Here is a 12,835-nt window from a genome sequence, read left to right on the forward strand (position 1 = left end):
CCTTCCCGAAAATGGAGAGGGGATCGTGGGAAATCCTATGTCATGCGATTTTTTCAAGAAAGGACTTAATGGGATGTAAATGCCAGCTGACAGAAAAATAATACGGCAAACAAGTACATCAAAGGATGTACGGCGCGCCATTTTCCTTGAATGACTTTTAACAAAGGATAAGAGATAAATCCGAAAGCAATTCCCGTTGAAATACTGGATGTAAGGGGCATGCTTAAAATAATGAAAAAGGCCGGAAATGCTTCATCCAGTTCGTTCCAATTGATTTTAGATATATTTTTCATCATCAGGCTGCCTACAATGATTAAAGCCGGTGCAGTAATAGCGGAAATTTCGGAAACGGCGCTTACTAATGGACCAAAAAATGCTGCAATCGCAAACAAAACGGCGGTAACAACTGATGTTAAACCCGTTCTTCCTCCAGCTGCAACGCCTGTCGATGATTCGATATAAGTGCTAGAAGGGCTGGTGCCGAACACGGCCCCAACAGTCGTTGCGATGGAATCAGACAATAATGCTTGTCTGGCGCGCGGCAAGGTATGTCCCTTCATTAATCCGGCTTGATGTGCGACTCCTATAATGGTTCCCGTTGTGTCAAAAATGGTCACAAGCAGAAATGAAAATACAACGGAATACAAGCTGTAATGGACCACATCACCAAAGGCAGCGATCGGATTACCGATGGCAAGCTTTTCGGGAAACGATGGCATGGAAACGATTCCTTCATGAAAATTTAGCTGACCGGTAAAATAAGCAACGATTCCGGTGAGAATCATTCCGATAAACAAAGCGCCACGCACATTCAACACCATTAACATAATGGTGACGGCTAAACCGAAAAGAGCCAAGAGCGATGAAGGGCTGTGAAGATCGCCTAAGCCTACTAAATTTTCTTTATTATCCGCAATGATTCCCGTCATCCGTAAACCCAGAAAAGCGATAAATAGTCCGATGCCTGCTGTTATTCCATGTTTCAAGTTATCAGGAATCATTTCAATCAATTTTTCACGGAATGAGGTTAATGATAAAATGACAAATAAAATTCCAGAAACAAATACTGCCGAAAAAGCGGTCATGTAAGTAATATCATGATGAGAGCCAACGACAGAATACGCAAAATAAGCATTTAACCCCATTCCAGGAGCGACTGCAATAGGATAATTGGCCATGAGCCCCATCCATAAAGTACCGACAATGACGGCAATAATGGTAGCAATAAAAACTTGATTAAAAGGCACGCCGGCATTATGAAGAATGACAGGATTCACGACCACGATATAGACCATCGTTAAAAATGTCGTAAGTCCTGAGATTACTTCTGTTTTAACGTCTGTGCCGTTTTCTTTTAGTTGAAACATCGTTGTGAAATCCTCCAATTAGTATACTTTCATCCATCTGTTCGTAGTCCTTCCAATGATCAGGATTAAATACGAACAATTTAAACACACAAATATTATAATATTCGTTTTTATTGGGTAAAGCAATAGGAAAACCTTGAAAAATTTTTTATCGATATAGTTTTTTGCTTTTGTTGCGATCCAAACTCTATTATTTGAAAAAACTTTTAAACGAAAACGATTGAGATTTCCTATTGAAAAAAGTGTACGGACATTGGATATCATAAAAAATAAAAGAGGTGTTTGAATATGCCGGGAGATAAAGCCGAAAAGGTGCTTGTCATGATCATGATGATCATAGCGTTTCTTTTGTTGATTACCATTTTGCGAAGATACGTGTTTTCTTAACTGTTTGGGAGACTTAAGAAAGGCAGGTTTGAAAACGAATTTCAAACATATTAGGAAGATTCTTTGAAAGGCCAAAACCTCTCCCTTTCTTCGGCGTTCACCTAAAAAAGAGAGAGGTTTTTAAGGTTATGTTAAAAAAACGAATTTAAAATAAAGAAAATGATGGCGGCAAGGGCAGCTGAAACGGGCAATGTAATCACCCAAGTAATGACCATTCTTTGGGCCGTATCCCATTTTACTCCGCGAATTCTATGAGCAGACCCTACTCCCAAAATAGAAGAGGAAATAACATGTGTGGTGCTGACGGGTAAGTGTATATAAGTTGCCCCGAAAATAATCAGCGCAGAACTTAGATCAGCAGCTACACCGTTGACCGGCTTAATTTTCATTATTTTTCCGCCGACGGTTTTGATGATCTTCCAACCGCCGATGGATGTTCCAAGCCCCATTGCGGCTGCACAGCTGATCTGTACCCAAAGGGGAATATCGGTTGTAGTGTGGTAATGGTTCGTGATTAAAGCCATAGTGATGATCCCCATTGCTTTCTGGGCATCATTGGTACCATGTGTATAGGCTTGAATCGCCGCAGTTACCACTTGAATGAGACGAAATCGTTTATTCGTTTTCGCTAAATTATTTTCTTTGAAAATCACTTTGAAAATGCTGTAAATGATATAACCCACAGTAAATGCAATGATTGGCGAGAAGATTAAGGCTTGAAGTATTTTTAAAAATCCCGAATATTTTATGGCTGTAAAACCCGATGCCGCAATGGCTGCACCTGCAACAGCACCAATAATAGCATGGGAGGAGCTGCTAGGGATTCCAAAATACCAAGTAATCAAATTCCATAAAATAGCAGCGAATAAAGCTGAAATAATGACAACAGATCCGTTATTCAATGTAAAGGGGTCAACAATATCTTTTGTGATAGTTTGAGCGACACCGGTAAAAGTCATCGCTCCCAAGAAGTTCATGATAGCCGCTAAAAAAATAGCTTGACGTGGCTTCAACGCTTTTGTAGAGACTGAGGTTGCAATGGCATTTGCCGTATCATGAAAACCATTGATAAAATCGAATAATAATGAAGCAATGACAATCAAGATTGTTGTAACTAATATATAGTCCATTTAATTGAAACGCTCCTTATGCATTTTTCATTATGATTTGTTCAAGAGTATTGGCAACGTTTTGGCAATGGTCAGCAATATTTTCAAACCCTTGGTAAATATCTTTTAATTTAATCAGTTTAATGGGGTCTTTTTCAACATCGAATAAGTTTTTGGTGGATTTTCGCCAAATACCGTCGCAAAATGTTTCATATTCTTTGATTTTAATGGCGTGTTGGCGGATTTCCGGCAAAGTTTTAGTAGAAAGGAGGCCGACCGCTTTATCGATTTCAACTGCACAATTGCGAAGAGCGTCTATAAATTTCATCATATATTCATCAAAATGAGTAATGGAATACATTTCAAAAAGTCCGGCGGTTTCTTCGTAGCCGTCAAGAACGTCATCCATAGTCATCGCAAGAGCTAAAATATCTTCTCTCTCAATTGGAGTGATGAATACGTGGTTTAATTCGGTAATCACTTGATGAACAAATGTATCACCTTTCGTTTCAAATCTTTTCATCTCTTCCGAAAAAGCTTTCAAATCTTGTTCATTATTCAATTTATAGTCTGCAAAATAATTGGCACTTTCCAGCAAATTGCTTGAAATATTGGCCAAAAGTACATTAAACTTGTCTTTTTTACCTTTAAACATTGTTGGGAACCTCCTATAGATTAAAAAAGTACTGAACATGCATTATTTTAGCTTAAAAAGGAGAAAGAGAAAAGTTAATGTCGAAACTTGTTCGAAAATATTTTTAAGGTGCCTGACCCCTTTTCTACTTTAAAGTACCAAGGGGGTCAGGCACCTGTGTTAAAATAAAGTAAAAAATGAAAGTGGGGGTTCTATATGGTAAGCAGTTTACAGGATCATGTGACATTACATAATGGAGTAAAAATGCCTTATGTTGGTCTTGGCGTATATAAGATGACTGACAAAGACGAAACGATAAACGCTGTCAAAGCAGCGCTTGATTATGGATATCGAATGATCGATACGGCAGCTTTTTATCAAAATGAGGATGCTGTTGGAAAAGCAGTGAAAGAATCCGGTCTATCTCGGGAAGAAATATTTATTACTTCAAAAGTATGGAACAGCGACCAAGGATATGATTCAACGTTAAAGGCATTTGAGCGTTCTTTAAAAGAATTAGATATGGATTATTTGGATCTTTACTTAATCCATTGGCCGGTAAAAGAAAAATATTTAGAAACATGGAGAGCAATGGAACGTTTATATAATGAAGGAGTTGTAAAGGCAATCGGTGTCAGCAATTTCCAAATCCATCATCTTGAAGATTTAATGGCGAACAGCCAAGAAAAACCGGTGGTCAACCAAGTGGAGCTCCACCCACATTTGAGCCAGGAACCTTTGCGTACATTCTGCCGTGATCATGAAATCGCAGTGGAAGCTTGGTCTCCGTTAGCTAGAGCACGGATACTTGATCAAGAACCGATCCTTAAAGAAATAGCGAAAAATCATGGGAAAACGGAAGCTCAAGTGATTCTGCGCTGGCATCTGCAAAACGAAGTGGTGATTATTCCAAAATCAGTGCATCCGAAACGAATTAAAGAAAACGCTGAGTTATTTGATTTTCAACTTTCCCAAGAGGAAATGGCGCAGATTAACAGCTTGAATAAAAATCATCGCTACGGGGCTGATCCTGACAATTTTGATTTTTAAAGTGAAAAAGAGAGTCGGAAATCGACTCTCTTTATTCGATGATTGGAAAACCGTCAAACACGTTATCCAACGGAGATGCATGACATTGAATGGCTTCGTCTGTAAAAGGATGAATAAATTCCATTTTTTCCGAGTGCAAAGCAGGCCGATGGAAGACCGGTTTACCGCCGTAGAGAATATCGCCGGCAAGCGGATGTCCAATGGAACTGAAATGAACTCTGATTTGATGAGTTCTGCCTGTTTCAAGCCGGCATCGGATCAAGGTTAATTTTTGTTTTCGATCGACTTCCAAAACTTCATAATGAGTAATCGCTGACTGGCCGGATGGGGAAATCCTTCTTCGTGTTGGGTGATGGCGATCCTTTCCGATCGGCTTGTTGATCGTCCCCTTCGTTTGAAAAAGAATTCCGTGAACGATGGCCACATATGTCCGCTTGATTTCTTTTTTTTCGAGCAAATAAGATAAAGTCGAATAGCTGAGAGGATGTTTTGCAAATAAAATAGCTCCGGTTGTATCTTTGTCCAATCGGTGCACATGTCGTACAAACCCTATATCTCCGTTCACGCACAAGTGCCCTGCCACCATATGTAACAACGTATCAGCATCTTCAGGTGAATTGGGATGAGTGGTGATCCCGGCTGGTTTATTCACAATGATGAGATGATCATCCTCCATTAGAACTTCAATGGGCTGAAAGGAAGGGGGAACGGGCAAGGGGCTTTGATTAAATAAAGGCAGCTGAATGCGGTCTTTTTCTTGTAGTACCACGGACAGTGATACAGGTTTTCCATTTAAAGAAATGGATTGGTTCATACGCCATTCATGAAGCAATTTTTTGGGTATTTTCCATTTTTGCTGTAAAAATTCAGCAATTGTAAGACCGGAGAAGCTTTTAGGGATGGTGATTTCTCCAATTTCCCCTTTTCTGATTGTTTTCATTCTATGGGATCGTCCTTTCTGGTGTGAATTACCGCCCTTAATGATTCAATAATCCCTAGGATAAAACCTAGGGATCGTGAATTTTATTTTTTGATTGTTTGTTCTAAAAAGCTCCGTAATTTTTCTTTTGGTTGTTCTCCGACAAGACGAGATTTTTCTTTTCCTTTTTCATAGTACACAATGGTTGGGGTATATTGAATGTGATAGTCATCCCATCCTTGATCAAATTCGAGCAAATTATATTGATAAACGTGTACGTTCATGTCTTTTGCTAAAGGCATTAAAATCGGCGTCGTTTTTTTGCAATGAGGGCATGTTGGACTGTAAAAGTAAACGACCAAACTTTCTTTTTGATCCAGTTTCTTTTTCAGTTCATCAGGCAAAATCAAATTTTGATAATTCGGGTCATGCAATTGGTCAATGGTTTCAGGATGGAGATCGGTCTTGCCATATGGATTGTTTTTGGCTTCTTCATTTTGCTGATATTTGGTGATAAAAAAGATGGCCGCAAATAACACGATCACAATAGTCAGAAATATGATTACCTTTTTCAATGTACTTCCTCCTTCCATTTTTTATATACAATGACGCTTGAAACAAAAATAATGATAAAGGCTACAAGCGCCAAAAAAGGAATGGTGATAAACCCAAACCAATTTATGTATTCCGCCGTGCAGGGGATTCGCCCGCAAGCAGGTGCATGATCGGAGAAAAATGATATTTTTTGTAAAGAATAATGGTATAAAGAAATGGACCCGCCAATGGCAGATAAGACAGAAGAATAGATTGCCATACGATAATCTTTTCTTACAACGGCCATCCCTAAAAATACAGTGAGCGGATACATACAAATTCTTTGATACCAGCAAAGTTCGCATGGTTCATAACCCCTGATTTCAGAAAAGTATAAACTTCCCATCATCGCGATGACAGAAGCTCCCCAAGCGAGAAATAATAGATTTTCTTTCAAATTTTTCATAATATCCTCCTCAGATAAGCTCTTCTCAAAATTATAGTATTGATTGAAGAAAAAGAAAACGTACAAAACATAAAATAATCAAAAGTAACCGCATGTTCACTTTTTTATAACAGGAAATAGTTGAAAAGTATTGGATTGCTTGCGCTGTAGTTTTCTTTCAAAAGATTTTCTTGTTCATACCAAAGGACTGTAAAACGGGAGCAATAGGTTCTTAAAAATAATGAGGAAAAGCAAGGACCAATTTCCAAACCTGCAATATTTTTGTTGCCAATTTGGAAAAGATAGAGCTGTGAAGGAAATGGAAACGGCCGACAACTCAAGAATATAATCCTATATGGCTGAATGAGCAAAATAAAAATATATGTAAGAAAATGGATGACAGAAAGGCTTACCTTTAAGAGGCAAGCCTTTGGTTTGGTGGAATTCTCAGGACTAAAAAAATGCTTCTTCAAAGGGATGTGTGACGCTATACGTGTTGTTCGCATGCTCAATATAGTGAAGCAATGCATATAAACGACGCTCTATCACAAAATAATCATGGGAAAAGTAATTCGCATGCAAGAAATGTTCAATTTTTTTAGCTAAAAAATGGTCTTTTGTGCGCACCATTAAAATTAGCAAATTATCCCATTCTGACCGGTGGATATAGAATAAAGCACGATCGTAATCGACTTTGTCCAAGCGGCTTTCCCTCCTTGTATAGGAGTTGTTATTAGTGTATGTGATTTTCGTCAACATCCACAAAGCAAATGTTGGTCGGTCTGTAAAACAAATTGGATATGCAATCGGCTTTTGTTGACTAGATGCTTTTTTATGGCGACGATCAAAAGAAGTGACATTGCTGCTGTCTCATTTACATGAGCTGTTCAAATTGATTCGCTTCACCTTTTGCGCCCTTCACATTTTGTTTTTTGGAAAAGGCGTGAAGGCAGCGATTCAAGATGAAATTGGAATGGACGTAAATGGCTGGCTTCGCCACTTTCTTATTCTATTTTCATCAAACCTCCTTTGTTCTCATAAATTGTTATAAGAACAAAGGGGGGAAAGCGAATGCTGGAAAATGAACAAAAACAGTTGGAATACGCCATCGAGGAAATTACGGAAATCGCCAGCGGTTTTGGACTGGACTTTTACCCGATGAGGTACGAGATCTGCCCTGCTGAAATTATTTATACATTTGGTGCATATGGGATGCCGACTAGATTTTCTCATTGGAGTTTTGGAAAGCAATTTTTTAAAATGAAGCTTCATTATGATTTAGGTTTAAGCAAAATTTATGAGCTTGTCATCAATTCCAATCCTTGTTACGCGTTTTTGCTTGATACCAATTCTCTTATCCAAAATAAATTAATCGTTGCCCATGTATTGGCACACTGCGATTTTTTCAAAAACAATGTTCGTTTTCAAAACACCAATCGAGATATGGTCGAAAGTATGGCGGCGACCGCAGAGAGGATCCGTCATTATGAAATTCAGTACGGAAAAAAGGAAGTGGAGAGATTTATTGATGCCGTTTTGGCGATAGAAGAACATATTGATCCGTCTCTCATGAGACCTCAACTGGCGTGGAGTATAGAAGATTTAGAGGAGTGGGAGGAGGAAGAAGATTCAAAACCGGCCTCTCCATACGATGACTTATGGTCGCTGGATGAGAAAAAGCCGGTAAGGAAAGATGGCGGAAAAAAGAAGAAAAAATTTCCTCCTCAACCTGAAAAGGATTTAGTGTTGTTTATTGAACAGTACAGCCGGGAATTAACAGAATGGCAGCGAGATATTATGACGATGATCAGAGAAGAAATGCTATATTTTTGGCCGCAGCTGGAAACGAAGATTATGAACGAAGGTTGGGCTTCGTATTGGCATCAACGAATTATCCGGGAATTAGATTTAACTTCAGATGAAGCCATTGAATTTGCCAAATTAAATGCCAGTGTCGTTCAGCCATCTCGAACAAGCATTAATCCGTATTACCTCGGTTTGAAGATTTTTGAAGACATTGAAGAACGTTGGAACCATCCTAGTGATGAAATGAAAAAACACGGGGTTGTTCCTGGTTCCGGCCGGGATAAGATATTTGAAGTTCGAGAAATTGAATCGGATATTTCATTTTTGCGCAATTACTTAACAAAGGATTTGGTGATGCGCGAAGACATGTTTCTTTTCCAAAAACAAGGCCATGATTACAAGATTGTGGATAAAGAGTGGAAAAATGTTCGCGATCAGCTGGTGAATATGCGGGTAAATGGCGGATTTCCCTATATAACCGTCAACGATGGCGACTATTTAAAAAATGGGGAATTGTATTTAAAGCACTGGTATGAAGGGATTGAACTTGACTTGAATTATTTAGAAAAAGTGCTTCCTTATATTTATCAATTATGGGGCCGCCCCGTTCACATGGAAACAGTCGTCGAAGAACGGGCCATGCTGTTTACCTACAACGGCCGAAGCATTCAAAGAAAATATTTATAGGGGCCTGACCCCCTTGATGCTTTAAAGTATAAAAGAGGTTAACAAGATAGATTAAAAATAAAGAATTTGTGCAACTTAAATGGTATGACGTGTGTTGATTGGCGTTATACCTTTTTTACTGTGAAATTCTAAAAAGGATAAAATAAATTTTTGAAGATAAGGTGAAAAATATCGTAAGATGGAATTGAATTCAATATTTTTTAAAAATGTATAAAAGTGGGATTGAGAAAAGATGGAGAATGCAGGCAATCCAATAATCACAGAGGTTGAATTGAAAAACGTCCATAAAACTTTTATGAATCATAATGAGGCGATCCATGTATTAAAGGGAATAAGCGGGAAAGTTCCAAAAGGATCTATTTTAACGATTATAGGACCTTCAGGATCAGGAAAAAGCACGATTTTATCATTATGCAATTTGCTTATCACTCCTGATGAAGGGGAGGTTCATATTCAGGGGAAAGAAGTTCGGAAGTGGGAAGTCCAAGAACTTAGGCGTCAAGTTGGTATTGACTTTCAAAGTGCACCTATGCTGACAGGGACTGCATTAGAAAACCTTACACTGCCTGCTCGTTTGCAAGGTCGAACTTTGAACAATCCTGAAAAATATATGGAATACGTTGGATTATCGAAAGATCTTTTAACAAGGGAAGCAAAAGAGCTTTCAGGCGGACAGCGGCAAAGATTGTCATTAGCTAGAACATTGGTCAACAATCCTTCCGTTTTATTGCTTGATGAAGTCACTTCCGCACTTGATTCCATCTCTGGACATGAGATTGAAGAACTCATTTTAAGACTGAATCGTGAACAGCAAACGACGATTCTTTGGGTCACTCACGATTTAGCACAAGCGGAACGTGTCGGCGATCAAACTTGGCTCATTATGGATGGAAGACTAATTGAAGCTGCCCCGACCAAACAATTTTTTGCTGAACCTAAAGAAGCCAAAACCAAACAATTTTTAGACATGAAGAGGGAAAATAAATGAATTTGCTTACCGTTTTGTTAAGTTTTAGCTTCGTGATTATCTCGCTTTTTCTATCAACCGCTTTTAAATTAGGGCTTGGCTGTGACTTGGTGATCACCAGTATCCGGGCTACTATACAATTGTTTTTGATTGGATATATTTTAAAAGCTGTGTTCGGTTTTCATAATCCACTTGTCATCATCGTGATGCTTCTGCTCATGATTATAGTAGCGGCAAAAAATGCAGCGAAACGTGGACAAGGTTTACCTTATATTTTTTGGAAAATTTTCGTAACGATTTCTATCGTTGAAATCATTACACAAGCGTTCTTGCTTGGATTACATATCGTGCCGGCAACTCCGCCGTATATTATTTCGATCAGCGGCATGATTATCGGAAACTCCATGGTCATCGCGAATCTTTTCTTAAATCGTCTAAAAGGTGAGCTGGAGATGCGAAAAGAAGAAGTCTTGCTTGTGCTGTCGCTTGGAGGCAGTATAAAACAATCCATCTATCCCATTTTAAAACAGTCTATTCGTTCAAGCCTCATTCCAACTGTCGAAAGCCAAAGAACCATTGGACTTGTTCAACTGCCCGGCATGATGACGGGGCAAATCGTAGCTGGAGCCGACCCTGTCCAAGCGGTCCGCTTTCAACTATTAATTGTATTTATGATCATGTCCGCCGCCACTCTCACTTCTATTATTTTAGGATTCCTCACCTATCCAGGCCTATTTAACAAACATCAACAATTAAAAGGGGCCTGACCCCTTTTTCGCTTTAAAGCTACAAAGGGGTCAGGCACCATTTTTTTCTTGCTTTCGAGTTTGAAAAGTCATTATAATGGAAATGTACGAAATATTCGAATTAAATAGAGGTGGTTATGATAGCAAGAAAGCCGCGTGTGTGGTATCCTGGGGCCATTTATCATGTAACGGCTCGTGGAAACCGGAAAGAAGCTATTTTTCGAGATATAGTTGATTATCGAACCTACTTAAAATATCTCCGCATTGTCCGCAATCGTTACCCCTTCATTCTTCATTCCTATTGTTTAATGAAAAACCACGTTCATCTTCAATTAGAAACGATTGATGATCCCCTTCACTTCATCATGAGAGACTTTCATTCAGAGTATGCCATGTATTTTAATCGTCGTTACGATCTTGTTGGCCATGTATTTCAAGGACGCTATAAAGCCCAACTCATTGAAAATGATCATTATTTCCTTAAAGTAAGCCAATATATTCATCTTAATCCAGTCAGAGCAAATTTAGTAGAAAAGCCGGAAGATTACATTTGGAGTAGTTACCATTCATATATTACAGGGAAAGATAATCCCAATGTCGACAAACAAAAAACGTTGTACTATTTCACAAAAGATCGCTCACGAATCACCTATCAGCAGTATGTGGAAGAGCATATGAAAGAAAATCCATTCTCCAATATTCAAAATCTTTAAAGTATTAAAATATTAAAGGGGTCTGACCCCATTAGAAAGGATGTTTATATGCTCAGGAATCGTTGGCAGATTTTAATTTTGGCTACTTGGATACAAATGACGGCCGCAATGATTACTCAAGGTATGGGTCCGTTATCCACTTATTGGGGAAAAATGGATCTTTTAACTCCAACGCAAACAGCCATTTTAGTGTCGGCTATCAATGTCGGTCCTTTGTTTTCGATGATGTTTTTAGGAAAAGCCATTGATCTATACGGAGAACGGTGGATTTTAGGGATTAGCAGTTTGTTGCTTGGACTCACGATGGGGGCGACGTTGCTTTCTCATCATTATATCTACTTAATCATGATTTTAATGATCGTGGGGGCGTGGTATGGCGCTTCGCAACCGGGGGGAAGCAAGGCCATCGTCCACTGGTTTCCGGTAAAAGAAAGGGGACTGGCACTGGGAATCAGACAAACAGGCATTCCATTAGGCGGAGCCATTGCGGCTGCCAGCATTCCATGGCTGTCCATTCATTTTGGAGTGTCAACGGCCATTTTAGTCCAATCGGGTCTAGCTATTGTCAGTGGATTTTTATTTCTATTACTCTATCAAGATGCGGAACCGGCAAAAAGTGAGAGTGAAAATCAAAAAGATCCTGAAGAAAAAGAAAACTGGAAATCGATTTGCTTTAATAAAACTCTTTACCCTGTTTTCTTTGTGGGAGTTTCACTTGTATCTCTCCAATTTATATTGGTTGCTCATTTTATGGGATTTTTAACAAACGAATTAAAAGTTTCCCTTACAAAAGCAGATTGTATTTAACTGTGGTGCAAATTTCCGGAATGTTAGGCAGAGTGGTATTGGCGTGGGTAGGTGACAATTGGTTAAAAGGAAATCGAGTTCGTCCTCTCATTCTTTCTATTGTCGTGGCCATAGCATCTATTTTCTCTTTTGTGGCTGGATGAAGGGGAGTCTAGCTGGCTCCTTGTCGGAATCAGTATTGTATTAGGTTTCTTTGGAATGGGCTGGTACAGTCTCTATATCGTTTATGTTTCCGAAAACGGACCGGAAGATCAAATCGCCTACACCGTGAGCATAGGTCTTACTTTAAACCAAATTGCCATTATAGCAGCTCCCGTTCTATTCGGATTGATCGTGGACTGGCAAAAAAGTTATACGATAGCGTGGATTTTCCTAATGGTGATCATCGCTTCAGGAGGGCTTATGTTATTACCAAGCAAATCCGGTTTAAAGAAAATAGATATATGAAACTAAGTTTATCGAAAATACATAAAGGGCAACACCGTAGGTATTCTTATACTCTGCCTAATCATTGAGCGGGATTGGGATTTTGACGGACAAAAAATAACCGATTCACTTTAGTTAAAAGAACACCGCCATAACATCTTTGATCTAAATAAATGAAATAGTCATTTATCTAAGCGAATCGTTGCGCTCTTAAGGTAATTTTTATGGACAAATCCGA

General features: G+C 38.9%; 14 protein-coding genes. 7 read left to right on the plus strand and 7 right to left on the minus strand.

Annotated elements, in window-relative coordinates; translation table 11 throughout:
* Positions 1-65: 65 nt before the first annotated feature.
* From NST81_RS04640 to NST81_RS04650, 3 genes are all read right to left on the minus strand, one after another.
* The gene (locus tag NST81_RS04640; protein WP_328204039.1) at positions 66-1,367 is read right to left on the minus strand and encodes an NCS2 family permease; all 1,302 of its coding nucleotides are present in this window, start codon (positions 1,365-1,367) and stop codon (positions 66-68) included.
* A gap of 518 nt (positions 1,368-1,885) precedes the next feature.
* Positions 1,886-2,884 carry an inorganic phosphate transporter gene (locus NST81_RS04645; RefSeq protein ID WP_328203180.1) on the minus strand — a complete coding sequence of 333 codons (999 nt, stop codon included), beginning with the start codon at positions 2,882-2,884 and terminating at the stop codon, positions 1,886-1,888.
* Between the two features lie 16 nt (positions 2,885-2,900).
* The gene (locus tag NST81_RS04650; RefSeq protein WP_003353229.1) at positions 2,901-3,518 is read right to left on the minus strand and encodes a DUF47 domain-containing protein; all 618 of its coding nucleotides are present in this window, start codon (positions 3,516-3,518) and stop codon (positions 2,901-2,903) included.
* Between the two features lie 195 nt (positions 3,519-3,713).
* Here NST81_RS04650 and NST81_RS04655 point away from each other — a divergent pair, with 195 nt between their 5' ends.
* Positions 3,714-4,547, plus strand: coding sequence for an aldo/keto reductase (locus NST81_RS04655; RefSeq protein WP_048622789.1), 834 nt, complete (start codon positions 3,714-3,716; stop codon positions 4,545-4,547).
* 31 nt (positions 4,548-4,578) lie between these two features.
* Here the strand turns inward: NST81_RS04655 and NST81_RS04660 are convergent, their stop codons facing one another.
* The 4 genes from NST81_RS04660 to NST81_RS04675 all read right to left on the minus strand — a co-directional run bounded on the left by NST81_RS04660 (position 4,579) and on the right by NST81_RS04675 (position 7,147).
* Complete coding sequence (locus NST81_RS04660; protein WP_048622790.1) at positions 4,579-5,487, minus strand: RluA family pseudouridine synthase; 909 nt, start codon at positions 5,485-5,487, stop codon at positions 4,579-4,581.
* A gap of 83 nt (positions 5,488-5,570) precedes the next feature.
* On the minus strand, positions 5,571-6,041 hold the full coding sequence (locus NST81_RS04665; RefSeq protein ID WP_328203182.1) for a thioredoxin family protein: 471 nt from the start codon (positions 6,039-6,041) through the stop codon (positions 5,571-5,573).
* Positions 6,038-6,466: a disulfide oxidoreductase gene (locus NST81_RS04670; RefSeq protein WP_003353225.1), complete on the minus strand. Its 429-nt coding sequence runs from the start codon at positions 6,464-6,466 to the stop codon at positions 6,038-6,040. The genes NST81_RS04665 and NST81_RS04670 overlap by 4 nt, the downstream gene beginning before the upstream one ends.
* A 432-nt stretch (positions 6,467-6,898) precedes the next feature.
* Entirely contained in the window at positions 6,899-7,147 is a 249-nt protein-coding gene (locus NST81_RS04675) for a YhdB family protein (protein WP_328203186.1), read from the minus strand.
* A 369-nt stretch (positions 7,148-7,516) separates the two neighbouring features.
* On the opposite strand from NST81_RS04675, the gene NST81_RS04680 reads away from it, so the two are divergent.
* The 6 genes from NST81_RS04680 to NST81_RS04705 all read left to right on the plus strand — a co-directional run bounded on the left by NST81_RS04680 (position 7,517) and on the right by NST81_RS04705 (position 12,618).
* The gene (locus NST81_RS04680; protein ID WP_328203187.1) at positions 7,517-8,938 is read left to right on the plus strand and encodes a SpoVR family protein; all 1,422 of its coding nucleotides are present in this window, start codon (positions 7,517-7,519) and stop codon (positions 8,936-8,938) included.
* A gap of 232 nt (positions 8,939-9,170) precedes the next feature.
* Positions 9,171-9,926 carry an ABC transporter ATP-binding protein gene (locus NST81_RS04685; RefSeq protein WP_341028617.1) on the plus strand — a complete coding sequence of 252 codons (756 nt, stop codon included), beginning with the start codon at positions 9,171-9,173 and terminating at the stop codon, positions 9,924-9,926.
* A complete protein-coding gene (locus NST81_RS04690; RefSeq protein WP_341028620.1) occupies positions 9,923-10,672 on the plus strand; it encodes an ABC transporter permease in 750 nt (249 codons plus the stop codon). The genes NST81_RS04685 and NST81_RS04690 overlap by 4 nt, the downstream gene beginning before the upstream one ends.
* Before the next feature lie 116 nt (positions 10,673-10,788).
* A complete protein-coding gene (locus NST81_RS04695; RefSeq protein ID WP_341028622.1) occupies positions 10,789-11,364 on the plus strand; it encodes an REP-associated tyrosine transposase in 576 nt (191 codons plus the stop codon).
* 48 nt (positions 11,365-11,412) lie between these two features.
* The gene (locus NST81_RS04700; protein WP_328203196.1) at positions 11,413-12,171 is read left to right on the plus strand and encodes an MFS transporter; all 759 of its coding nucleotides are present in this window, start codon (positions 11,413-11,415) and stop codon (positions 12,169-12,171) included.
* Positions 12,172-12,369: 198 nt separating this feature from the next.
* Positions 12,370-12,618 carry a hypothetical protein gene (locus NST81_RS04705; protein ID WP_328203198.1) on the plus strand — a complete coding sequence of 83 codons (249 nt, stop codon included), beginning with the start codon at positions 12,370-12,372 and terminating at the stop codon, positions 12,616-12,618.
* Positions 12,619-12,835 lie beyond the last annotated feature (217 nt).

It is taken from the genome of Bacillus sp. FSL W8-0223, assembly GCF_038006805.1.
Taxonomy (GTDB): domain Bacteria; phylum Bacillota; class Bacilli; order Bacillales; family DSM-4216; genus Bacillus_O; species Bacillus_O smithii.